This is a genomic window from Lachnospiraceae bacterium JLR.KK002, assembly GCA_036941025.1.
GTDB lineage: Bacteria > Bacillota > Clostridia > Lachnospirales > Lachnospiraceae > Petralouisia.
The window spans coordinates 3,055,643-3,078,995 of record JAYMNP010000001.1 but is presented as its reverse complement, the minus strand read 5'-3'; the positions used below and the strand labels follow the sequence as shown (position 1 = coordinate 3,078,995).

Annotated in this window: 19 protein-coding genes; 14 read left to right on the top strand and 5 right to left on the bottom strand. The window is 46.9% G+C overall.

Annotation, left to right across the window (positions count from 1 at the left end; all coding sequences use genetic code 11):
• Positions 1-196 precede the first annotated feature (196 nt).
• The 5 genes from VSQ32_14965 (at position 197) to VSQ32_14945 (ending at position 6,269) form a co-directional block, all read left to right on the top strand.
• Positions 197-622, top strand: coding sequence for a hypothetical protein (locus VSQ32_14965; GenBank protein ID MEH2944127.1), 426 nt, complete (start codon positions 197-199; stop codon positions 620-622).
• Between the two features lie 4 nt (positions 623-626).
• Positions 627-3,233, top strand: coding sequence for a hypothetical protein (locus VSQ32_14960; protein ID MEH2944126.1), 2,607 nt, complete (start codon positions 627-629; stop codon positions 3,231-3,233).
• A gap of 219 nt (positions 3,234-3,452) precedes the next feature.
• Entirely contained in the window at positions 3,453-4,064 is a 612-nt protein-coding gene (locus VSQ32_14955; GenBank protein ID MEH2944125.1) for a GTP pyrophosphokinase, read from the top strand.
• A gap of 147 nt (positions 4,065-4,211) precedes the next feature.
• Complete coding sequence (locus VSQ32_14950; GenBank protein ID MEH2944124.1) at positions 4,212-5,945, top strand: methyl-accepting chemotaxis protein; 1,734 nt, start codon at positions 4,212-4,214, stop codon at positions 5,943-5,945.
• Between the two features lie 93 nt (positions 5,946-6,038).
• Positions 6,039-6,269 (top strand): hypothetical protein, encoded by a 231-nt coding sequence (locus VSQ32_14945; GenBank protein ID MEH2944123.1) that lies wholly within the window; start codon positions 6,039-6,041, stop codon positions 6,267-6,269.
• Between the two features lie 198 nt (positions 6,270-6,467).
• Here VSQ32_14945 and VSQ32_14940 read toward each other — a convergent pair whose 3' ends face one another.
• Positions 6,468-7,178: a GntR family transcriptional regulator gene (locus VSQ32_14940; GenBank protein MEH2944122.1), complete on the bottom strand. Its 711-nt coding sequence runs from the start codon at positions 7,176-7,178 to the stop codon at positions 6,468-6,470.
• A gap of 219 nt (positions 7,179-7,397) precedes the next feature.
• Here VSQ32_14940 and hypB point away from each other — a divergent pair, with 219 nt between their 5' ends.
• From hypB to VSQ32_14925, 3 genes are all read left to right on the top strand, one after another.
• Positions 7,398-8,069 carry a hydrogenase nickel incorporation protein HypB gene (gene hypB, locus VSQ32_14935; GenBank protein MEH2944121.1) on the top strand — a complete coding sequence of 224 codons (672 nt, stop codon included), beginning with the start codon at positions 7,398-7,400 and terminating at the stop codon, positions 8,067-8,069.
• A 1-nt stretch (position 8,070) separates the two neighbouring features.
• A complete protein-coding gene (locus VSQ32_14930) occupies positions 8,071-10,809 on the top strand; it encodes an FAD-dependent oxidoreductase (GenBank protein ID MEH2944120.1) in 2,739 nt (912 codons plus the stop codon).
• Between the two features lie 65 nt (positions 10,810-10,874).
• Positions 10,875-11,216, top strand: a complete 342-nt coding sequence (locus tag VSQ32_14925; GenBank protein MEH2944119.1) for a hydrogenase maturation nickel metallochaperone HypA — start codon at positions 10,875-10,877, stop codon at positions 11,214-11,216.
• Positions 11,217-11,291: 75 nt separating this feature from the next.
• Here VSQ32_14925 and VSQ32_14920 read toward each other — a convergent pair whose 3' ends face one another.
• Positions 11,292-12,332 (bottom strand): glycosyltransferase family 2 protein, encoded by a 1,041-nt coding sequence (locus VSQ32_14920; protein ID MEH2944118.1) that lies wholly within the window; start codon positions 12,330-12,332, stop codon positions 11,292-11,294.
• Positions 12,325-15,429 carry a YfhO family protein gene (locus tag VSQ32_14915; protein ID MEH2944117.1) on the bottom strand — a complete coding sequence of 1,035 codons (3,105 nt, stop codon included), beginning with the start codon at positions 15,427-15,429 and terminating at the stop codon, positions 12,325-12,327. Before VSQ32_14915 ends, VSQ32_14920 begins: the two co-directional genes overlap by 8 nt.
• Positions 15,430-15,782: 353 nt before the next feature.
• On the opposite strand from VSQ32_14915, the gene VSQ32_14910 reads away from it, so the two are divergent.
• The 3 genes from VSQ32_14910 to greA all read left to right on the top strand — a co-directional run bounded on the left by VSQ32_14910 (position 15,783) and on the right by greA (position 18,517).
• The gene (locus tag VSQ32_14910; protein ID MEH2944116.1) at positions 15,783-16,529 is read left to right on the top strand and encodes a response regulator transcription factor; all 747 of its coding nucleotides are present in this window, start codon (positions 15,783-15,785) and stop codon (positions 16,527-16,529) included.
• Positions 16,522-17,907, top strand: coding sequence for a histidine kinase dimerization/phospho-acceptor domain-containing protein (locus VSQ32_14905; protein MEH2944115.1), 1,386 nt, complete (start codon positions 16,522-16,524; stop codon positions 17,905-17,907). The genes VSQ32_14910 and VSQ32_14905 overlap by 8 nt, the downstream gene beginning before the upstream one ends.
• Positions 17,908-18,013: 106 nt before the next feature.
• On the top strand, positions 18,014-18,517 hold the full coding sequence (greA, locus tag VSQ32_14900) for a transcription elongation factor GreA (GenBank protein ID MEH2944114.1): 504 nt from the start codon (positions 18,014-18,016) through the stop codon (positions 18,515-18,517).
• A gap of 10 nt (positions 18,518-18,527) precedes the next feature.
• On the opposite strand, the gene VSQ32_14895 is transcribed toward greA, so the two are convergent.
• Entirely contained in the window at positions 18,528-18,890 is a 363-nt protein-coding gene (locus tag VSQ32_14895) for a metal-sensing transcriptional repressor (GenBank protein MEH2944113.1), read from the bottom strand.
• Positions 18,891-18,964: 74 nt separating this feature from the next.
• Entirely contained in the window at positions 18,965-19,531 is a 567-nt protein-coding gene (locus VSQ32_14890) for a glycerol-3-phosphate responsive antiterminator (GenBank protein ID MEH2944112.1), read from the bottom strand.
• A gap of 209 nt (positions 19,532-19,740) precedes the next feature.
• Here VSQ32_14890 and VSQ32_14885 point away from each other — a divergent pair, with 209 nt between their 5' ends.
• The 3 genes from VSQ32_14885 (at position 19,741) to VSQ32_14875 (ending at position 23,335) form a co-directional block, all read left to right on the top strand.
• Positions 19,741-20,445 carry a tRNA threonylcarbamoyladenosine dehydratase gene (locus tag VSQ32_14885; GenBank protein ID MEH2944111.1) on the top strand — a complete coding sequence of 235 codons (705 nt, stop codon included), beginning with the start codon at positions 19,741-19,743 and terminating at the stop codon, positions 20,443-20,445.
• A gap of 194 nt (positions 20,446-20,639) precedes the next feature.
• Positions 20,640-21,686 carry a DNA repair exonuclease gene (locus VSQ32_14880; GenBank protein MEH2944110.1) on the top strand — a complete coding sequence of 349 codons (1,047 nt, stop codon included), beginning with the start codon at positions 20,640-20,642 and terminating at the stop codon, positions 21,684-21,686.
• A complete protein-coding gene (locus VSQ32_14875; protein MEH2944109.1) occupies positions 21,683-23,335 on the top strand; it encodes an AAA family ATPase in 1,653 nt (550 codons plus the stop codon). Before VSQ32_14880 ends, VSQ32_14875 begins: the two co-directional genes overlap by 4 nt.
• Positions 23,336-23,353 lie beyond the last annotated feature (18 nt).

The following is a 23,353-nucleotide window of genomic DNA, read 5'->3' as shown; positions in this document are numbered from 1 at the left end:
GGGGCCCGGCGTTTGCCCTGAAGAGGGGGCCCATTGTTTGCCTTGAGGAGGAGACCTGAAGGCCGGTTGTGAGGGGACCTGAAGGCCGGTTGGAAAGAGCCCTGAAAGCAATTGGGAGGAGCCCTGAGTGCGAAAAAATATATACCGCAAAGAAATTATGGCATAATTGTTGTAAATTTAAAAATCAGGAGATAAAATGGCGAAAACACGAGCAGACAGAAAAAACTACAAACGTGCATTTCAGAAACATGCCCATTCTTATGATAACTGGGAAAAAGGAAGTGATATCAGCCGCAGGCTTCTTTTGTGTTATTGTGTTGAATGCGGATTAAAATGCAAGATTATGCAGGATAATAAAATTGACAGGAAGTCGCAGGCCGATACAGATTTGGAGAAGGTTCCTGGAACTCATGATTTCAGGTCATTGCTTAAAGCAGTAAAAGGGGCGAAAGTTTATGAGTTTAAAGATTTTCAGACAGAATACCATGAAGTGGTGACAGCGGAAAATTTCCATCAGATATGCAGGTATTGTATAGAGCCTGACAAGGGAGAAATGGATTCTGTAAATGAATTTGAGAAAACATTGAAAGGGATTGCAGAGTGGTTAAAAGAGGAGATTTGATTTTATGAGATTTTATACATGGAAGGATATGGAACGTTATTGTCTGAAAAAGCGAAGCCAGTGGGAAGGGCTGATAGATTTTATAGAAGTTTATCCGGATGAAATGGTGGTATATGCAAAAGAGAATGTTACTGACGATCGGATTCTGGGTATACTCGGAGATATTTTTCCGGGAAATATTAATCCTGGAGACCGTACCATAACCCTTGACAGAGAAGGAGAGTATATACAGATTTCTTTTGAACGGGAGTATGACGTATGGAAAAAGACGACGAAGCCTTTATTTGAGAAAGTGATTTACAATGAGTCGGCGTATCCTTCCGGTCCATTGAAAGAGCTGGGCTGCCCTGTGGTGGCGTTCCACTCTTATAAAGGCGGTGTTGGGCGTACACTGTCTCTGCTTGCATTTGCAAGGGCCTGGACAAATGTGCACAAAAACGATGAAAAAAGCAGGCTGCTTATCATTGATTCAGATTTGGAGGCTCCGGGACTGACCTGGATACAGGGGGAAAGGACGGAAAATGATTTCAGTTATCTGGATTTACTGACACTCATTCAGGATATGGATGATATGGAACCTGTGGTGGAGGAGGCAGTACGGGAGATGGGAAGCCTGACTGTTACCATAGAGGCGGACCAGAGGGAAGTAGAACATATATTTTTGCCCACATTTCGCTATGATGAACAGTTGTTTGATTTATATGCAACTCCGGGCTCTGTAATAAGAGGAAAAAATAAAGGGTATGTTCTGGCGGAAGTTATTTCCAAGATAGCACTTCGTCTCGGTGCTGTTGCAGTACTTGTTGATTTGAGAGCCGGAATCAGTGAATATTCGGCCCCGCTGTTTTTTGACCCGCGGGTAAAAAAATATATTGTAACTTCCACTTCTTATCAGTCTGTGACAGGTACGAAAAAGCTCCTTGGGTATCTTGCCAGGGGATTGGAAATAGAGGAAAATGCAAACCTGCCCGTAATTCTGTTAAGTATGGTGCCTCCCGACCTGAATTCATCGGAAAAAGAGGAAATTATTGCCGAACTTATCCGTTGTTTTAAGGCGGATACAGGGAATGAACAGCTGTTGGATAACCTGGTGACTGAGCTTCCTTTTGCCAGCGAGCTGATTCATCTGACGAAACTTCCTCAGATACTGGAACGTTTGAAATCCAGGGATATGTACTATAATATAGAAAATATTGTTCAGCAATATTACGGCGTAAATAATACAAAGAAAAATAATTTTGGAGAAAAGCAGCGTGAAACGATGCTGGATGAAATCTATCATTTTGCAGACAGACAGATTACTGCTGAAGCAAATGGAGCAGCCAGGATGCTGCTGACGAAATCTGTTAAAAATTTATGTGCCAGATATCAGAATCATATTCCGGCAGTGGTTATCAGAGGCGCAAAAGGTTCCGGAAAAACGTTTCTCTATCGGCAGCTGGCAGAAAAAAAACAGTGGTATGCTTTCTGTGATGATATTAATGAAAAAAATGTCAGGAGAAGAGGGGGATATATTCTGCCTGTGGTGGCTTCAAAAAGCATTGGGCAGATGAAGGAAATATTACGGGAATGTATCCATGAATTGAATGCGAATCTTTCTTTTGCAAAAGTATCGGAATCCGTGTATTTGGACAATTCCGGCAAGATAAAAAGGCAGAGTGAACATAAGACGGATTGGATGATATTCTGGGAACGGATGATTGCCGCTTCTGTCAATGGAGCGTACAATTCCTTTGAGCAAGTCAGTCAGGCCCTTGAAAAACAGGGAGAAAAAATTGTATTTTTAATTGACGGTCTGGAAGATATTCTGCGTAACGTTTCTTCGGATGCCATACAACAGGAAGCCGTCCAGGTTCTTGGTCAGGATATTGTCAATTTGTTGTCTGTCAAATATAAAAATATGGGGATTATCATATTTTTACGCAGTGATATGGCGCAAAATGCAATTACTGTGAATTACGAACAGTTTAAACAGTCCCAGGGGGAAGTGGAACTGAAATGGTCTTCCGATGAGGCCTTAAAGCTGACGGTATGGCTGGTGGGACAGGCAACGGACAATTTTTATGAAGGGTCTGTTCCGGTGGAAAATGCCACAAGGGATGTGATAGACAGACATCTGGAAAAACTCTGGGGATTAAAACTGGGGAAAAATAATTCCAACGAAGCCTACTCTTCCAGATGGATTCTGGCGGCTTTGTCTGATTTCCATGGTCAGCTGCAGGCAAGGGATATGATTCGCTTTCTGAAAAATGCTGCATCTTCAAAGGTAAAAAATCCATCCTATGAAGACCGTATACTCATGCCGGCAGAGATACGCAAAGCGGTGTCAATCTGTTCGGAAGAAAAAATCGACGAGATTAAAACGGAATATGAAACGCTGAAACCAATATTTGAAAAACTGAAAGATTTCCCGCTGGAAAAGAAAATTCTGCCTTTAAATCCCGAAGAAGATTTGCTTACTCCCATGGAAGAAAAACTGATGATTCAGGCAGGGTATCTCATAAGAAATGGAGAAAAACTGTATTTGCCGGAAATCATAAGACATGCACTGGGATTTAAATATGAAAAAGGGGCAAGGCCGAAAGTATTATCTCTGATTTTAAAGCGGTAAAGTGCCTTGTGTGATTATCCCATATTGCAATATCTTTTTTCTGAAATTCCGCCGGATTCCGACAGAATTTTCCGTCCGGCTGTGTTATAACAGATAACGTGAAAGCCTTTGCCTTTCGAAATAAAGATGTTCCTGGGACCTGTAAAAGGCCTGCGGAGCAAGATGGAAGTTTTAGATTGAGGCGGACGGATATTCTTATAGCACAGTTTGGAGGAAACCATGGATTTAAAAGATTTTTTACAGCAGGAGGATTTCATTGTAAAGTGTCAGTGGGGCATCAGCCTTATGAATGCCAGACTGCAGATGATAAATGCGGAACTCAGTATGCGCAGCGGCAGAAAAGTGATACACAGCTATACCAGCAGAATTAAATCCTATGACAGTATCGCCGCAAAACTGAGGAAAAAGGGACTGCCGGAAACAGTCCGCTCCATGGAGGAACATGTCAGCGATGTGGTGGGCGTCCGGGCGGTCTGTACCTATACGGACGATTTGTACCGGATTGGAGAAATGCTCTGTGCCCAGCGGGATATGCGTCTTTTAAAGAAGAAAGATTATATCCGGAATCCCAAAAAGAGCGGATACCGCAGCCTGCATCTGATTTTCCAGGTGCCGGTGTCCTTTCAGGAGGATGTGCGGTGGATTCGCATTGAGGTGCAGCTTCGGACCGGAGCCATGGATTACTGGGCCGGGCTGGATTATCAGCTTCAGTACAAAAAAGAAAACCGGGAGGCGAAAAATATCAGCCGGGAGCTGAAAGAATATGCCAATGCCATAGAGCAGATTGACAGCAAAGTGCTGGAGCTTCGGAAGCGCATAGAGGCCATTTAAAGACAAAAATTCACAAAGCTATACAAAAAATGCACATATATCCGGAATTGTTGCTTGAAACCTGTGGTCTGAGACGTTATAATCAAAGCAGTAATAAAATGATTTATGACATGTTTGAAAATATGAGAAAGTATGGAGGGCGCACAGGTGAATGAAAACACAGGACCAAAAAGAAAAGTAACCTTTGGAATCAGGGAAAAGATTTTGGCTATTGCATTTGTTCCTTTAATTTCCCTCGCAGTGATAGCTTCAGTTTTTTCTGCAATTACATTGAAAACAGGAATGGAAGACGAGGCTATCAAGCGTCTGGAAGATGTGGCCGGCGGGCTGGAACATTCCCTGCTGGCACTGGATGAAGGAAACTTCAGGTCCGAAGGCGGAGAACTGTATAAAGGGGAACATAATATTTCGGCAGATCTGGATATACTGGAATCTTTCAACAATTCATCCAATATAGAAATTACCCTGTTCTGGGGCGATACCCGTACGGTGACCACACTGATAGATGAAAGTACCGGAGAGCGCATGGTGGGAACTCAGGCGGCAGAGCATGTGGTGAAGACGGTGCTGCAGGATGGAAACGGTTTTACGGACAAGGATATTATGATTAATGGAAAACCATATTTCTGCTGCTATATCCCTCTGGTGAATGATGACGGAAGCATTGCAGGAATGATTTTTACCGGAGAACCCAGCAGCAATATTGAGGATTACATCAATCAAAAAGTATTGCAGATCATCCTGGTGGCGGTTGTGATTATTCTGCTGAGCAGCGTGGTGATTATATACTTTTCCCGGACTCTTTCCGGAGCATTCAAAGAAGAAGAACAGATTATCGAGCAGCTTGCGGACGGTAATCTGAATATACGGGTGAATGAGAAATTCCTGGGGCGCAGGGACGAACTGGGAAATATTGCTAACGCGCTGCAGGAGCTGATTCACAACCTTTCCGGCATTCTCAACCATATCCGCCAGTCGTCCAACGAATTGCTCCAGTCCGGCAATTCCCTGGATGAGATGGCAGAGCGGGTCAACGTGAATGCGACGGAGATTGGAAAAGCGGTGGAAGAAATTTCCATGGGCGCTGTTTCCCAGGCTGAAGAAATTGAGACAGCTTCCGGCCAGATTATGGATATGGGCCATGTAATCGAGAATATTGTGGATGATGTGGGCAAGCTCAATGTCACCTCCCGTTCCATGAAGGAAGCAGGAGATACTTCCGCGGAAATCATGCAGCACCTGGCTGCTTCTACCGAGCGGACCATCTCAGCTATCCGGAAAATTGGTATGCAGGTATATGCAACCAATGATTCCGCCCAGAGAATCCGTGAGGCAGTGGATATTATTTCATCCATTGCCAGCCAGACTTCGCTTCTGTCTCTGAATGCAAGCATTGAAGCTGCCAGAGCGGGAGAATTTGGAAAAGGTTTTGCAGTTGTGGCTTCTGAGATTCAGAAACTGGCCGATGAATCCAGTAATTCTGCGCAGACCATTACGGATGTTATCAACGCCCTGCTGACAGAATCGGAAATGACCGTGGAAATCATGAAAGAAGTGGAATCTATTATCAAAGACCAGAAAGAGAAGCTGAACGCAACCCAGAGCCATTTTGTAAATGTGACTACGGGAATTAACAGTTCCAGAGAAGATACTTCCATGATTGAGAAGCGGACGCAGGTATGCGATTCCTCCAGAAAGACCGTGGTGGATGTGATCAGCAATCTGTCCGCACTGTCCCAGGAAAATGCGGCTTCCGCACAGGAGACCACAGCATCCATGGAAGAACTCAATGCAACCATTCATCTTCTGGCAGATGCGGCTAACAGCCTGAAAGGACTGTCCGGCCAGATGGAAGAAGAAATGAAATTCTTTAAATTTTAAAAGAGCAGATTTGGAATATCAGGAGAAAGCTCCGGGAATAATAGGATAGAAGCGATAACTTCGCTTCAAAAACGTTACACCGGAGGAAACAGGATGAAACCTGAGAAAAAAAGAACTCGTTCCGCCAAATCGGAGCCAACGTACTCCATTACGGACATGAACGGTAAGAAAGAATGGGGGCATTACAGTTATCTGAACGCCAACGGTGAGACAGACAGCCCCCGTATTTTCTCTTTTCTGGATACCAACGGCAGAACAGAACGAAAGAGCCTTCTGTATTCCCTGCTTCATATGAACGGGCTGCTGAAAGGCCAGAGACAGTAAAAGATATCCTGCTCAACAAAACGTTGAGCAGGATGTTTTTTATCTTACAGGAAAGACCTTGTCACGCCGGAGCGTGAAAGTGTCTTCCTGTAAGATAAAGCCCTCCGGGCGGGATGCGCAGCTCGCGGAGAGGAAGTTTATCGCCAGGCAATCCGCTCACGCGCGGAGAATGCGCAGGCGCATTCTTTTTTATATACTTCAGCTTTTATAGTAGATTTCACGGGAACCGTGAATGCTCTCCCCCACAGAGTCGTGAATCCATTTTACCGCACCCTCCAGATCTCTGCGCCTCAGATAAGTCCACAGGGTATAATTGTTCTGATAAAGGGCCTCTATTCCGTAAAGGGAACAGAAGCGTTCCCAGAGGGTGAGTACCGGAATGCGAAAAGAATGAAAAATCAGGGGAATCAGGGTATTTTTGGATAAAAAGGCAAGTTCATGCTGAAATTCAAAAGCGGCACTGGCGGCTTTGCTGTCAGAGGCTGCTTTTTTGATTGCTTCTACTTTTTCGTAAAGGATTTCCAGATCTTCATCTGTCATATGCTCCAGAAAAAGCTGAACGGCAAAACAATCCAGGCCGATGCGGACTTCCAGAATAGAACGGATTTCTTCATCCCGCAGATGTCCGCCGTTGTAATTCATAATGGAAATCAGTGTTTCCAGTGTTCCGGTTCGGCGGTAATCGGCCACAAAAGCGCCTACTCTCGGCTTGATAATCACAAATCCCTTTCGCTCCAGTTCCGCAAGGCCGCCGTTTACCACAGCACGGCTCACCTGCATGGACTGGGCAAGCTGCCGCTCTGTGGGAAGTTTTTCTCCGGTTTTCAGCTTACCGGACAGAATCATGTGTTCCAGTTGCTGTACAAACAGTTCGTGAAGAGATGGTGCACATAGTTTCTGAAATTCCATAAAACACCTCCTGTAATCTGGTAGAACCACATACCAATAAATGAATTAACATTATTATATTGTAAAATCTGTCTAAAATCAAGTAGAAGATTCGTAAAAAATGGCGAAAAATAAGGGGATTATTGACTTATTATATATGGAATGTTAAAATTATATCAAAGTGCAGCATGAAGATAATCTGGTTCAACCAGAATCTGGAAGGAGAAGGAGGAGCAGTAAATGAGCGAATTCAGAGTTTTGGAGATTAAACAGAGCGTATTTGAAGATAACGACAGAGATGCACAGGCATTGCGTCAGGATTTAAAACGGGAAAAGACATTTTTGTTAAATCTGATGTCATCCCCCGGCGCCGGGAAAACCACCACCCTGACCCGCACCATAGAAGCCCTGAAAGATGAAATGAAGATTGGCGTGATGGAAGCGGATATTGATTCTGATGTGGACGCTCACACCATTTCAAAAACGGGAGCCAAAGTAATCCAGCTTCATACGGGCGGCATGTGCCATCTGGACGCGGACATGACACGTCAGGGCATCAAAGGCCTTGGTACGGATGAAATAGATCTGGCCATTCTGGAAAATGTGGGCAATCTGGTATGTCCGGCAGAATTTGATACCGGAGCGTCCAGAAACGCCATGATTTTAAGCGTGCCGGAGGGGGATGACAAACCCTTAAAGTATCCCCTGATGTTCCGTATCTGCGATGTGCTGTTAATCAATAAAATTGATGTGCTGGAATACTTTGATTTTGATCTGGAAGCATGTAAGGAACGGGCCAGAAAATTAAATCCGGATATAAAAATTATCCCTGTTTCAGCCAGAACGGGGGAAGGAATCGAAGAATGGGCCGACTGGCTCCGTACAGAAGTGAAGGAATGGAGGAACGAATAACATGAAAGATCTGACAAGGATGTATTTTCCGGACTGGTATAAATGCGAATATAAGCAGAAGGTGCTGGATCTGGCCAATCATATCGGAAGAAAGAAACCCGGCTCCAAAGGCGCTTACCAGTGGGATGACCCGGAATATGTCATTCTGGAAGCCGGTGTGGACGACGAAATGGCAGAAGTGGGCATGGGCCTTGGAATCAGTGAAAAACGCTCCGTTGCCCAGATTGCAAAAATCGTTGGCAAACCGGAAGATTACTGTTTTGAGCAGTTGAAAAAGCTGGCTGTTTACGGGGTCTGTTTCTGGAATACGGTGAACGGGGAAGAAGTGTTCTGGGCGGAGACCTGGATTCCCGGTACCATGGAAATGATTGTAAATAATTCGGAAAACTGTAAAAAATACCCCATTATCGGATATGCCATGGAGGCTTATGGACGTGTGCGGGGGCCGAAAAGTTCCGGCAGCTTTCCGGTGGGAGTGGGCCTTATGCGCGTGATTCCCATTGAGACAGCCATTGAGGGGAATACCCGCCGGGCTTCCTATGAAGAAGTGTCCAAATATCTGAATGAAAATGATATTTTCACCGTGACAGACTGTTCCTGCCGGACAGACCGGGAGCTGATGGGAGAAGGCTGCGGCCATCTGAAAGAAGACATGTGCATTCAGATGGGCCATGCGGCAGAATACTATATCAAAACAGGCAGAGGCCGCCAGATTACCAGGGAAGAAGCCTTTGAGATTATCCGCAAGGCAGAGGAAAACGGTCTGATGCACCAGATTCCCAATATCGACGGCTCCGGAAAGACCCATGCCATCTGCAACTGCTGCGGCTGCGGCTGCCTTTCCCTGCGTACTGCGGAAATGTTTAAAAATAACGATATGGTCCGCTCCAATTATGTGGCGAGAGTCAATAAAGATAACTGCGTGGCCTGCGGCCAGTGTGTGGAAAACTGTCCGGTCAATGCGCTGAAGCTGGGACAGAAGCTGTGCTCCTCCCAGCCGGTGACGGAGGATATTACCACCAGAGAAACGCCGCGAGATACCAAATGGACGGAAGACAAGTGGAATCCCGATTACCGGATTAACCGGGAAGACGTGGTGGATACGGGAACAGCGCCCTGCAAAACCAACTGTCCGGCCCATATCGGCGTACAGGGCTATATCAAACTGGCTTCTCAGGGCAGATATAAAGAGGCGCTGGAGCTGATTAAACATGAAAATCCTCTGCCGGCAGTCTGCGGACGCATCTGTAACCGCCGCTGTGAGGACGCATGTACCCGCGGCGACGTGGATGAACCCATTGCCATTGATGAAATTAAGAAATTCATTGCCCAGCAGGAGCTGGATAAAGACAAACGGTTCCTGCCCGCCAAACGCCACGATTACAGTGATAAGAAAATTGCCATTGTGGGTGCCGGGCCTGCCGGATTGTCCTGTGCCTATTATCTGGCGCTGGACGGCTACACCATTACCGTCTTTGAAAAAGAGCAGAAGCTGGGCGGTATGCTCACCATGGGAATTCCCGCGTTCCGTCTGGAAAAAGATGTGGTAGCGGCAGAAATCGACATTATCCGGGAAATGGGCGTGGAATTCAAAACCGGCGTGGAAGTGGGCAAAGACGTTACCCTTGACCAGCTGCGCAGCCAGGGTTATAAAGCCTTTTATCTGGCACCGGGCGCCCAGGGCGGAAGAAAAGTGGGTATTGAGGGCGAAGACGCCGAAGGCGTCCTGTCCGGTATCGAGTTCCTGAGAAATCTGAATCAGGACGAGACCAGGAAAGTCAGCGGAAAAGCAGTAGTCGTAGGCGGCGGAAATGTGGCCATCGACGTAAGCCGGACTGCAGTACGTGCCGGAGCAGAGACCGTGCAGCAGTTCTGTCTGGAGAGTCGTCAGGAAATGCCTGCGGCAGAAGAAGAAATTATGGAGGCGGAAGAAGAACATATTGTAATTCAGAACGGCTGGGGTCCCAAACGGGTTCTGGTGGAAAATGGAAAAGTAAAAGGCATTGAGTTTAAGAAATGTATTTCCGTTTTTGATGAGAACCACAGATTCAGCCCAAAATATGACGAGAACGATGTGATGACTGTGGAAGCAGACTATGTGCTTCTTTCCGTGGGCCAGTCCATCCAGTGGGGCGGATTGCTGGATGGATCCAAAGCAGAAGTAAAAGCCAACGGCGCCATTATTGCAGATGACTTTACTTATCAGACCGGGCAGGAAGATATTTTTGCGGGAGGAGACGCTTATACCGGGCCCAGATTTGCCATTGACGCCATTGCGGCAGGAAAACAGGGAGCCATTTCCATTCATCGTTTTGTACAGAACGGCCAGAGCCTTGTATATGGACGGGACCGCCGGATTTATAAGGAACTGAACAAAGAAGCGGCAGTCATTGAGGACTTTGACAATACGCCCCGTCAGCGGCCGAATACCATTCGTTCCGAGAAAAAAGCAGAGGAGAGCTTCCGGGATTTACGGGGAACTTTTACCGAGGAACAGATGCGCAAAGAGACAGAGCGGTGCCTGGGCTGCGGCGCTACTGTTGTGGATGAATATATGTGCGTGGGCTGCGGACAATGTACCACCAAATGTAAATTTGACGCCATCAAACTGGAGCGTGTCTATGACGGTGAGGGTGTGCAATTCCTGGATATGAAGCCGGTGGTGGTAAAACAGATGGTAAAACGCCAGGGCAAAATTGCCGCCAAAAAGGTAAAAAGCGTATTCGGAGGAAAAAATTAGGCGGTTTTAGCATTTTAAGAATATATTAAATCATTCTTTAACAAACAGAAAGCAGGTGGAAAACAGTGCATGAACTGGGCGTAGTGATGCAGGTGGTGAACGTTGTGGAGAAATTTGCCAGGGAGAATCAGGTGGAAAAGATTGATACGGTGGTGCTCCAGATTGGAGAGCTCTCCTCCATGATTCCCAAATACGTGGAGGAAGTATATCCGGCGGCCGCGGACGGAACCATGTTAGAAGGGAGCCGGCTGCAGGTGGAAATTATGCCTGCCAACGGACGTTGCAACCAGTGCGGCACCGTGTTCCACCTGGTAGAACATGAGGGAGAATGCCCTCAGTGTAAGAGCGCCGACTGTGATATGCTCAGCGGCCGGGAGTTTTATATCAAGGAAATTGTGTGTTATTAAACATTCATAATTATCCCACTGCGGCGGAAAAGAAATAAATTGCCAGGGCAACCCGCCGCAGGTGGAAAATCCTTTTTATGCCTGGGGTACCGGACGTCTCCGGCGCTTCTTTCCATTTAATTCGTGCGCACCGGAACCAGGTTCCTTCCGGTCATATGCTTCATGGGTCTGAGCCAGAGGCCCGTGCTGCTCATCCCGTTCCCGCAGAAGATACAGGGGGCGTTTTTTATTTTCCAGATAATCTCTGGACAGATATTCTCCCAGAATAAATACCATCATCATCTGCAGGCTGCTCAGAAAGATGACCAGCAGGGAGATTCCGTACAGAGTTCCCATACTGTGATGGAACAGGGCCTGCTGCACCAGTGCCAGAATTCCCATGCAGCAGGAAATCAGAAACAGCAGCATACCAAGAATACCGGGAAGTTTCAAAGGTGCGGTGGAAAAGGAAAGGATTCCGTCAAAAGCATAGGAAAACAGGCTTTTCAGGTTCCACTTGGAGGTTCCGGCCGCCCGTTCCACATTCTGGAATTCCAGCCATTTTGTCTCAAATCCCACAAAGGAGAAAATGCCTTTGGTGTACCGGTTGTATTCTTTCATCTGAAGAATGGCGTCCACCATGGTGCGATTCATCATGCGGAAATCTCCGGCTCCGTCCCTCATATCCATATGGGTCATTTTCTGTATGACTTTGTAAAAGCTGCGGGAAAGGAGGCCCCGAATGGCTCCGTCCCCTTCCCGGCCCATACGCTTTCCGGCACAGCAGTCATATCCTTCCTGGCTTAATGCCTGATACATGGGAGCCAGAAGCGTGGGCGGATGCTGCAAATCCGCATCCATAATCACACAGTAATCGCCGGAGGACTGTTCCAGTCCCGCATACATGGCGGCTTCTTTTCCGAAATTCCGGGAAAAGGAGAAATAATGACAGTGCTTATCCCGGTAGCAGAGGAGACGCAGAATATCCAGTGTGTGGTCTTTGCTTCCGTCGTCAATAAAAATAAATTCATAATCCAGATTCTGGATAGCTGTTACGGATTTCAGTGTTTCCTGATAAAAGAGGGCAACTACTTCTTCTTCGTTGTAGCAGGGAACGATAATACTCAGTTTATTCATGGATTTCCTCTCCTTTCTCCGGAAGGGGCCGGGTGTTCAGATATCCGGCAGGTTTCCGGAAAATCTGGCATTTGCAGATGACATAATTGGCGGCTACCGTCACAAAGCTGACTGCAAGTTTGGACAGTACGGGATGGATTTGACAGCGCTGTATAAAAAGTATCAGAAGCAGGTTTTCCGTCAGCAAAGTCAGGAACCGGAGAGACACGAAGGAAACCAGTTCTTTTCCAATCTGATTTTCAGAACGGAATACGAATCTGCGGTTAGCTACATAGGCAAAGGATACGGCAAATATCCATGCAATGGTATTTGCGGCCAGATAATCCGCTTTAAAATGCAGCAGGGTCAGATAGACTCCATAATTAATCAGTGTGGTAGCGCCCCCTGTCAGCAGATAGCTGAACATTTCCGACAGGGAATGTTTCGAGGCGGAAGCAGTCAGCAGACGGTGGTTTTTCAGGTTAAAATACTTTTTCATCATAACTCCTCTTTTCTTATATATATTTTCCGGCAGTATGCCGGCGGCAAACAATAAAAGCGACAGGAAACTGATTACAGCGGCGGCTGTTTTTCCAGGGGGCACATAAGAAATGCTTATCTCATGAGTTCCGGCAGTCAGGGGAAATCCCACAAATCCCTGGTTGACAGAGCGGGGGGAAATCTCTTTTCCGTCTGCCCGGACCGTATAGCCCTTACGGAAAGGGAAAGAGGTTACAAAAAATCCGTCTTTCTCACAGGAGACAGTGCCCCGGAACAGAGTATGGCCCGATGTTTTTTCGGAAGAGGCAGGTACTGCGTCCGGTTTGCCCCAGTCTTCCGTATCCATAATCCAGAACTGCAAATCTGACAGAAGATACGTTCCGGAGCTCAGGGTAATATCCAGTGCATCCAGTGTCTGACTGGAAGAAATCAGCCAGGTAAACGTATGGTTCTGGTTGGGATAAGGGGCATTTTTACCGGAGAGTCTGTTCCGGATGCCGTTGATTTCCAGGGTAACCTCTCTGTTTTTGGGAGACTTTGCGCTGAAGGAACAGATAAGAATTTTATCTTTCAGAGGTTCCCGCAGAGGCAGGGTAATTTTGGTTTCCTGCTTCAGAGACAGGGAAAGTACCGTGTCGTCATCCTGTTGCTGCCAGGAGGCAGCCGATGCCTCAAACATATCAGACAGCCTTTCCACCGTCAGATCTTCCAGGGAAACCGGGGTAATCCGGGAGGTTTTCTGAAATGTTTCGGCAGTAACGGAACCCTGCAGGCTGCCGGAATTTTCTGTCCGGGAACTGTCTGCAATGGTGTATCTGGTCAGAGCTTCCAGTGTCCAGGGGAATTCCAGTCTGTCAAATTCTTCCTGAGCCATACAGGAAATACTGGTGTAGGCGACGGGAAGTACCCGGCTGTTTTCTGCAATCACCGTATGGCCTTTTCGGGCAATGGGCTCATACCCCCAGGGGATATGGGAATCCCAGGTCTGAATGTAGCGAATCCCCATCAGATAAGAAAAAAAGGGATTGGCGTCTGTCATCAGCGCCACCCGGTTACGCACCCGGATGGGATTTTTCATAATATTATAGTAAAAATCCGCATAATTACTGTCTGTGACAGAGGAATACATGGTGGTGCTTCCCATGTCCCGCAGCGGCAGTACATTTACGTTGGCATAAGGTTCTGTGAGACAGTCAAAACGGTAATTTCTGTTTAGTTCCAGCGTTTCCAGTTCTTCCTGAGAAAAAACAGCCTGCCGGTTGTCAGAAGCAGAGATAAACTGGTCGTTCTGTCCAACTGTGACGGACACAGCTGCCGGAACCAGGCAGAACAGCAGATAAAAAGGGAGCGGTTTTCTGTTTGCCGGAGATGATGTATTTTCTGCCCGACCGGGGATGACAGCTTCCGGATGTCTGCTGCCCCATAGCTTTTTTGCCAGGGCAATCACGGTGAATATCAGAGCTGTCAGCACAACGTCTGCCAGCGCTGCCTGGGGCAGTTCAAAAAAATATACCGGTATCAGACAGAGCAGGCCGCAAAACAGACTGTGGCGTTCTTTTCCGGTAAACAGCAGTTCCAATGTGCGGGTGCATAACAGCAGCAACAGAGGAACCAGAGGAATCAGTACCTTATAACGGATATAGAGAAAGCCGCTCAGTATGTAAGGGCAGATATTCCATGTCAGGCAGACCAGCAGTGTCAGGGCCAGAATTCTGGTGCTTTTCCGCCTTATACTCAGCAGCAGCGTATACAGGCAGAGAATAGTCAGCCCGCAGCCATAAGGGTGATAAAGCAAGGATTCCATGGAAAAATTCACAGAAAACAGTTCAGCAGGGGCGGCAGGAGTACCTGCGTCTTTACTGGTGGAAAGCAAATCCAGCCCCGTGGGCAGCAGCAGAATGGCACTGATTCCAATGGAAATAACAATGGAAAAAGCAAATCTCAGCCAGTATGCGATTTTGCCCTTTTCCCCTGTAATTTCTTTTTCAGAATACAGACGAAACAGGAACCAGAGCCCCACCGCCGCCAGCACTGCCGGAGCAAAATAGTAGCTGTGGAGATAAACCAGCACCAGAGAAACCACCAGAAGCCCGTGCTTTTCTTTTTCCAGCAGACGGTCCGCGCCCCGGAGGGCCAGCAGCAGAAAAGGCATATAATTTACAAACATAATCTGATGATGGGCCTGATAAAAACATGCGGCACAGGAATATAACATTCCGCCTATAAATCCGAAAAATGGGATGGACAGATGTCTGTTCAGCCAGTAATAACAGAGCACACTGCCTGCCATCAGCTCCAGAATGGCATAACCGGAAAGAATCCATCCCATGGAAACATCGGGAAGCAGAAAAGAAATCAGTACGTCCGGCCGGAGCAGTCCATAATAGGAAAAATCATAAATATTGCTGCCGGCGCCCGCCGGAGAAATATCCGGTAAAATCCGCCCTGTTTCATAAAAAATAGTCCGAAACTGTTCCGCCACAGCCAGATGCTGGCTGAACCAGTCCCCTTCGGAGCCGAAAAGAGCGCCCTCCGGCAGAACCAGCAGTACACAGATAAATGTAAATATAATCAAAAGAAGGGGATAAAAGTAAGTCCATTTATTTATTCTGTTCATAATATCCTCCCGGTAAATAACAAGTCAGCCTTATATTATGCGAGTGCCCATATTACATGTTTCTCTTACAGGAAAGATGTTTTCATGCATTAGCGTGACAGGGGCTCTCCTGTAAGACAAGGAAAAGTATAAAGTTTAAATCTTAAAAATTCATCAAAGAAAATCTTAAAGATTCTTAAGAATCTCTAAAAGAAACCAGGGATGTGATATAATCTGCGTAAAGCAATGAGCAGTGCCTGGACAGTCATGGGCAAAATGCCTGCTTGCAGGCAGATTTGACCAGAGCTGTTCAGCCAGGGCGAATGCCCGTGAACGAAGAAGCCCTGAAGACCGGCCGGGAGGAGACATAAATCATGAACACAAATGAAACATCACGCATTCTTATCGTGGATGACAATCAGGAAATCCGGGAAGTGGTAAACATTTTGCTGTCCGGAGAAGGATATGAGGCAGAAGAGGCCGCAGACGGAGCAGAAGCGCTGGAAAAAATCCGGCAAAACACCTACGACCTGGTGATACTGGACGTGATGATGCCCAATATGAACGGATATCAGACCTGTATGGAAATCCGCAAAAGCAGTAATACGCCCATTTTGTTTCTGAGCGCCAAATCCCAGGTGGAAGATAAGATGCTGGGATTTTCCAGCGGGGGAGACGATTATCTGCCCAAACCATTTTCCTGCCAGGAGCTGATGAGCAGAGTGAAAGCTCTGATTCGCAGGTATCAGATTTACAGAGGGAAAGAAGGGGCAGGAGAATTAGCCGAAGAAATCAGGGAACCGGCAAGTCAGAATGCAGAACATGTCATTACGCTGCCGGGAATCAAAATTTACGAAGACCGGCAGAAAGTCCTGCTGGAAGGAAAAGAGATTGAGCTGACAGAGATTGAATATTCCATTCTGTATCTGCTGGGGAAATACCGGGGCCAGATTTTTTCCGTGCAGCGCCTGTACGAAAGTATCTGGGAGGAAGATTATTATTACGGGGCTTCCAACACGGTAATGGTGCACATTCGGAATCTGCGGGGGAAAATCGAGAAAGACCCCCACAATCCGAAAATTATCAGAAATGTCTGGGGAAAGGGGTACCGCTGTGAGTAAAAAGAACGCGTCGGCCAGAAAAAAACATGAGAAAACAAGTATACGGGACAGAATCTTTCAGTTTCCCCGGAAAATGACAGGGAGGCTTTTTCTGCTGCTGATTCTGTGCGCAGTTCTGAGTATTTTTACTTTCCGCTATACCATGCAGCATCAGACCTGGGTGTATGTGGAACTGGTGAAACGGGGCATTACATCCTTTAATCCGGAAAAAATTGTGCAGGAAATGCAGGAGAAAGCAAAATACATATCTTTTCAGGAGACAGGAGATGAAGAACTGAGGAAACTTCTGGATGTGGAAAAATATGACGACGGCTATACCATGATAACTTTTTATGATGAGGAGAGTCTGTTCCGGTGCTACGGCATAGAGCCCGCTGTGTGGGATTCCTTTGTCAGCGATATGTTCTGGTATAATGATGTGGGTTATTACCGCGGACAGGATTACATGGGAAAACTGGAATTTCAGGATATCACAGGAGAGGTGATGATATATTCCATGCATCAGGCTCAGATCGTAGTGCCTTATTTTCTGACTGCCCTGATAATCAGCCTTCTGTTTTTCAGCCCGGTACTGATTTATGTGTGGAACAGAATGCGGTATGTTGGAAGGCTGAAAAATGAAGTGCTGGTCATGGCGGAAGGAGATCTGGAACACCCTGTCACTGTGAAAGGGAGAGACGAAATCGGCATTCTGGCCCGGAATCTGGATGAAATGCGTCTGGCGCTGGATGACAATATCCGCAGGGAACAGGAAGGAAAGAAAGCAAATCATGATTTAATAAGTTCTGTTTCCCATGATTTGAGAACACCTATGACCACATTATACGGCTATCTGGAGATTATGAGCCAGAACAGGTGCCCGGAGCAGAAACGGGAAGAATATCTGGTCAGATGTATTGAAAAGGTAGAAGAAATCCGTACTCTGTCCGATAAAATGTTTGAATACGCACTGGTATATGAGACCCGTGAGCAGACAGAACTGTCAGAAATTTATCTGGGAGACCTGCTGGAGGAACTGGAGGGACATCAGGAATTTTTACGATTGAAAGGATATCAGGTACAGACGGATTTCCAGGTGGAAGAATCTGTAAAAATTATGGGAAACCACATGTTCTTCCGACGGATGTTCAACAATCTCTTTTCCAATATTCTGAAGTATGGAGAGAGAGGAGAGCCGGTGCTTGTAAAGGCAGCTCTGGACAGGGGCAGCCTGCAGATGGTATTTTTAAACGAAAGAAGACAGCGGATGAAACAGGTGGAAAGCAACCGGATTGGACTGAAAAGCGTCCGTAAAATGGCAGAATTGCAGCATGGGAAATTTTTCATGGTGGAAGGAGAGGAGACCTTTGCGGTTACCATGGAATTTCCATTAATATAAATCAGACAATTGCGAAACTCAGTAATTATACTGATTTCATGTACAATTTCCACAATTGAAGGGTTTTGCAATTGCCTGAATATAAATGCAGAAAAGGAGCAGAGTGATGAGAGAACAGCTAACCAGAAGTGATGTAAAGAAAATAGAAGAAGAAATAGAATACCGGAAGCTGGTAGTGCGCAAAGAAGCGCTGGAAGCAGTAAAAGAAGCCAGAGCTCACGGAGATTTAAGTGAGAATTTTGAGTATCATGCGGCAAAAAAAGACAAGAACAAGAACGAGAGCAGAATCCGCTATCTGGAACGGATGCTGAAAACAGCGGTGATTGTGTCCGATTCCTCCAGAGAAGATGAGGTGGGAATCAATAATACGGTGACGGTGTACTTTGAGGAAGATGACGAAGAACAGGTATTTCGTCTGGTGACTTCCATCCGGGGCAATTCCATGAAGAACCGTATCAGCACGGAATCCCCCATTGGAAAAGCCATTCTGGGCCGCAAAGTCGGCGACAGAATCCAGATAAAAGTCAATGAAGATTACAGTTATTATATCGTGATTAAACAAATAGAAAACACAGCGGAAGAAGCCGGAGAAACCATACGCAGCTTTTAATCCCATATTTTTATTTGACAAACTGCTCAATGGCATTTTTCAGGTCTTCCAGAGCCTGGCTGTCCCCATGCTCTACAGCATCCACAATACAGTGGGAGATATGGTCTTCCAGAATCAGTTTTCCAATGTTGTTGATGGCAGAACGAACAGCAGCAATCTGTATCAGTACTTCACTGCAGTCCCTGCCGTCTTCCACCATCCGTTTTACCGCCTCCATATGGCCGATGGCACGGGACATGCGGTTCAGCACGGCCTGAGTCTGTTCGTGAGTGTGCACATGGGAATGAGACCGGTCATGAGAATGAGCCTGTTCCTGGTCATGGCTATGAGACTGGTCATGAGAATGAGCCAGGGGCTGATTTTCACTGTTCATGCAGAAATCACCTCCTTAATTCCGTACATTGTACATGAAATGCTGAAAATGGTGAGTGATACAATCCTCTGAATTTATAACTGCCAGATTTCCTCACTGGTAGAGGATACGCAGGCAGCTCCGGCGGAAAGCATGGAAATCACATCGTCTTTATCGTCTACAAGACCGCCGGTAATCACAGGCACACTGGCCATACGACAGATTTTGCTGAGAATCCGGGGCATCAGGGCAGGAAGTATCTCAATTACATCCGGCCGGACGTTCTGAAGCTGCCGTTCAATATTGGAAAGAGCCAGAGAATCAATGACGAAAAAGCGGAGTACCGTGAATAAAGATAATCTGGCCGCATATTTTATTAATCCGGGTTTGGTGGATATAATGCCGTCGGCTTCTGTGCGCTGTCTGATGAAATCCACAGCAATTTCTTTGGAAGCCAGACCGGTAATCAGGTCGATATGGATGACAGCCAGTTTGCCGGCAGCTTTTACTTTTGCCACAATTTCAGAAATATTGCAGATATCCCCGAACAGAATAAAAATAATATGGCTTTCGCAGGTCAGAGCCTTTTCCAGGCCGTCAAACGTATTTACGGCTGCAATGACATGAGAATCTTCAATTGCTTCACGATATTCTTTTTTCATAATCCCACTCCTTTTGTATCGAAAATCCGTTCATGTTCCCCGTTATCTATACCACCCGGCTTTTATTATACATGATATTGCGCGTAATAGAAAGGGGAATGCAACATATCCTTGTATATTCTCTCTCAAAAGTGTAAAATAAGAAAGAAATGTTTCGAAATATAAATCAGCGGAAAATGACGTTACAGGCTGCCGGAAGGAGGAAGCATATGGAAGAAAGATTTATGCGGACCGGACTGCTTCTTGGAGAAGCGGCGCTGGAAAAACTGGCCGGCTCCAGGGTGGCGGTTTTCGGTATCGGCGGTGTGGGCGGTTATGCGGCGGAAGCTCTGGCAAGAAGCGGCGTGGGACATCTGGAACTGACGGACAGGGACGTGGTCAGCATTTCCAATATGAACCGGCAGATTATTGCCACAACAAAAACGCTGGGAAAATATAAAACACAGGTTATGAAAGAACGGATTCTGGAAATCAATCCCAGAGCAGAGGTAACGGTCCACAATTGCTTTTTTCTGCCGGAAACAGCGGAAGAATTTGATTTCAGGGCATACGACTATGTGGTGGATGCTGTAGATACGGTAACAGCCAAAATCGAGCTGGTGATGAGAGCAGAGGAGGCCGGCGTTCCCGTCATTTCCAGTATGGGTGCAGGCAATAAGCTGGAGCCCTGGCGGTTTGAGGTGGCAGATATCTATGATACTTCTGTCTGCCCTCTGGCGCGGGTTATGCGCCGGGAACTGAAAAAGAGGGGCGTCCGGAAATTGAAGACCGTTTATTCCAGAGAGGAGCCCAGGCAGCCTCAGGTAAGGATATCCGACGAATCCGGAAAAATAATACCGGGAAGCACTGCTTTTGTGCCTCCGGCAGCGGGGCTGATACTTGCCGGAGAAGTTGTGAAAGACCTGGTTATGTAAAAAATTCTGCCAGGCGGGAATTCCGCCGGCGGCGGATGAGATTTCAGGTAATTGCGAAATTTAATAATTGTACAAGTTTCATGTACAATTCGGAAAATATTTAAAAGCAACTGTGGTAATTGTACATGAAATTTTGAAATTGGATAATTTCGCAATTGCCTGAGATGAGATTTACCGATAAGGAGAAAGATTTTATGAAGTTCATTCATATAGCAGATGTACATCTGGGGGCAAAACCGGATAAGGACAAACCCTGGGGAAAGGACCGGGAACAGCACAGCTGGCAGGCTTTTGCGGATGTGATTACCAAAGCCGGAGAAGAACAGGTGCAGCTTCTTCTGATAGCCGGAGATTTGTTTCATCGTCATCCCCTGCTGCGGGATTTAAAAGAAGTAAATTACCAGTTTTCCAGAATTCCCCAGACCCAGGTGGTCATGATAGCCGGGGAGCATGAGTATCTCAGCGATTATTCTTATTACGGCGCCTTTCCCTGGGGAGAAAATGTACATTTTCTGAAAGAAGAAAAAGTGGACTATGTGGAACTGGAGGGGCTTTGTACCAGAGTATACGGACTGAGCTATCATCACCGGAATGTTTATGAAAATCCCTTTCAGGGCATGATGCTGAAAAAGGACGATTACTGCAATATCCTTCTGGCTCATGGAGGCGACGAGGAACATATGCCCTTCCAGGTAAATGAGCTGGAACGCATGGCGTTTGACTATGTGGCTCTGGGCCATCTGCACAAACCCATGCAGATAACAGGACATAAGGCAGTGATGGCAGGGGCTTTGCAGCCGGTGGAGGCCGGCGATATGGGTGAGCATGGATATTTTATGGGAGAACTGGAAAAGGGCGCATGCAGCGTCACATTCTGTCCCATCCGTTATTGTGAATATGTTTCCATGAATCTGAAAGTAAGCGAGGAAACCACCAGGGAGGCTCTGCAGGATGTGCTGGCGGAACAGATAAGAAAAGCGCCGTCCCATCAGCTATTCCGGCTGGTGCTCACAGGTTCCGGCAATCAGGACAATTCCATTGACACAGAGGCTCTGGAGCATATGGAGCGGGTGGTTCAGGTTATGGACCGGTGCCGGCCGGATTATGATTTCCGGCAGTTGAAACAGCGGTATAAAGAACAGATTCCGGGAAGGTATATTGAGACTCTGGAGGAGCTGCCGCAGGATGAAATTACCCGAAAAGCATTATACTATGGTGTGGAGGCTTTGTTGGCAGAATGAAGATTACAGAAATTCAGATAAAAAATTTTGGAAAACTCCATAATATCAATATCCGGCCCCTTTCGGGCATTAATGTGATTTACGGGGAAAATGAAACGGGAAAATCCACCCTGCAGCAGTTTATCACGGGCATGTTGTTCGGGATAGAGAAGCAGAAGGGGCCGGGAAGCCAGAATGACAGCTACCGTCAATATGAACCCTGGAACGACAGCTCCAGTTATTCAGGCGGCCTGAAATTTACGGTAGATGGAAAACCATTTTTTCTGGAACGGAATTTTTACCATAAGGAGCCCTCTGTAAAACTGGTAAATGAGCGGGATCTGGAAGAACTTTCCGTGGAACAGGGCGACCTGGAAATGCTTCTGGGAGGCATGAAAAAGGAAACCTATGAAAACACTTTCTGTATCCGGCAGGCAGAGGTGGAAACAGACCGGGAATTCTCGGATATTCTTCAGAATTATTTTGTAAATGCATCTCTGGGGCAGGAAGGGGGCGTGGATCTGACCGGCGCCCGGAAACGGTTGAAAGCCAGACAGGAGAAAGCCAGACAGAAGCTGCAGGAGAAGAAGGAAGAACGGAAGAACCGGGAGGAAAAACTGCTGTTGGAAGAAAAACTGCTGAAAAAAGATGTGGAGCAGCTGAAAAAGCAGAAAAATGACGGTTACAAAGGTCTTATGCACAGGCCGGATGAAATCATTCCCCCGGAACATGACACCAATCAGATGGCAGAATATCTGCGGGATATCCGTCAGCAGAAACAGCAGAAGGATTATAAGATGCGTTTTGCCTTTTCTCTGTTTCTGATACTGGCGGCAGCAGGTGCAGGAATCTGGAACGGACTGGCTCACGGCCTGTTTCAGGGCGCCGCCCCTGGATGGATTATTCTGGAAGCGGCCCTGTGTATACTGTTTCTTTTGGGCTGTACGGGCATGTGGTTCTGGCATAAGAAATCCAGGAATCTGAAACTGCTGCGCAGACAGCAGGAGGAGGAAGCCAGAGAACGGAACCAGTATACCTCCATGGAGCGGGAACAGCAGCGGTACAAAGAGCAGCAGGAAAAGCAGGCCCGGAAACAGGCGGTGGAAGAACTGCTGCAAATCCAGCTTCTGGAAAAACAGGCGGAGCTGATGAATCTGCAGGAAGAACGGCGGGAATGGAGGATTCCCTCAGAAGAAGAGCAGGAGTATGAACGTCAGGTTCGGGCATATGAGCTGGCGCTCCGGACGCTGGAACAACTGTCTCAGGAGACGTATCAGGATACCAGAGCCAGGATGGAGCAGGAAATGTCTGAAATTCTGTCTGAGCTGACCAACGGGACATACAGAAAAATCGGTATGGACGCTCAGATGAACCTGGTGGCCACAGCGGGAAAACGCAGGCTGTATCCCTGGCAGCTCAGCCGGGGAACCATGGAGCAGATGTACGTGGCGCTGCGGATGGGAGCAGGAGGATTTCTGACCAGAGAGGAGTCCATGCCGGTGCTGCTGGACGAGGTATTTGCAGCTTTTGATGAAAAACGTCTGGAAGGGGCCATGAAATGGCTGGGAAGGCAGAATGGACAGATTTTCCTGTTCACCTGTCAGAAACGTGAAATGGAGATTTTGGAACGGCAGGGAATCCCTTTTGGAAAAATTATGCTGAGCAGATAAAGACAGAAAACAGGACAG

Excerpts from the sequence above, each read along its gene's own strand:
- VSQ32_14965 (MEH2944127.1), top strand. The coding sequence starts at position 197 with ATGGCGAAAACACGAGCAGACAGAAAAAACTACAAACGTGCATTTCAG.
- VSQ32_14960 (MEH2944126.1), top strand. The coding sequence starts at position 627 with ATGAGATTTTATACATGGAAGGATATGGAACGTTATTGTCTGAAAAAG.
- VSQ32_14955 (MEH2944125.1), top strand. The coding sequence starts at position 3,453 with ATGGATTTAAAAGATTTTTTACAGCAGGAGGATTTCATTGTAAAGTGT.
- VSQ32_14945 (MEH2944123.1), top strand. The coding sequence starts at position 6,039 with ATGAAACCTGAGAAAAAAAGAACTCGTTCCGCCAAATCGGAGCCAACG.
- VSQ32_14940 (MEH2944122.1), bottom strand. The coding sequence starts at position 7,178 with ATGGAATTTCAGAAACTATGTGCACCATCTCTTCACGAACTGTTTGTA.
- hypB (MEH2944121.1), top strand. The coding sequence starts at position 7,398 with ATGAGCGAATTCAGAGTTTTGGAGATTAAACAGAGCGTATTTGAAGAT.
- VSQ32_14930 (MEH2944120.1), top strand. The coding sequence starts at position 8,071 with ATGAAAGATCTGACAAGGATGTATTTTCCGGACTGGTATAAATGCGAA.
- VSQ32_14920 (MEH2944118.1), bottom strand. The coding sequence starts at position 12,332 with ATGAATAAACTGAGTATTATCGTTCCCTGCTACAACGAAGAAGAAGTA.
- VSQ32_14915 (MEH2944117.1), bottom strand. The coding sequence starts at position 15,429 with ATGAACAGAATAAATAAATGGACTTACTTTTATCCCCTTCTTTTGATT.
- VSQ32_14910 (MEH2944116.1), top strand. The coding sequence starts at position 15,783 with ATGAACACAAATGAAACATCACGCATTCTTATCGTGGATGACAATCAG.
- greA (MEH2944114.1), top strand. The coding sequence starts at position 18,014 with ATGAGAGAACAGCTAACCAGAAGTGATGTAAAGAAAATAGAAGAAGAA.
- VSQ32_14895 (MEH2944113.1), bottom strand. The coding sequence starts at position 18,890 with ATGAACAGTGAAAATCAGCCCCTGGCTCATTCTCATGACCAGTCTCAT.
- VSQ32_14890 (MEH2944112.1), bottom strand. The coding sequence starts at position 19,531 with ATGAAAAAAGAATATCGTGAAGCAATTGAAGATTCTCATGTCATTGCA.
- VSQ32_14885 (MEH2944111.1), top strand. The coding sequence starts at position 19,741 with ATGGAAGAAAGATTTATGCGGACCGGACTGCTTCTTGGAGAAGCGGCG.
- VSQ32_14880 (MEH2944110.1), top strand. The coding sequence starts at position 20,640 with ATGAAGTTCATTCATATAGCAGATGTACATCTGGGGGCAAAACCGGAT.
- VSQ32_14875 (MEH2944109.1), top strand. The coding sequence starts at position 21,683 with ATGAAGATTACAGAAATTCAGATAAAAAATTTTGGAAAACTCCATAAT.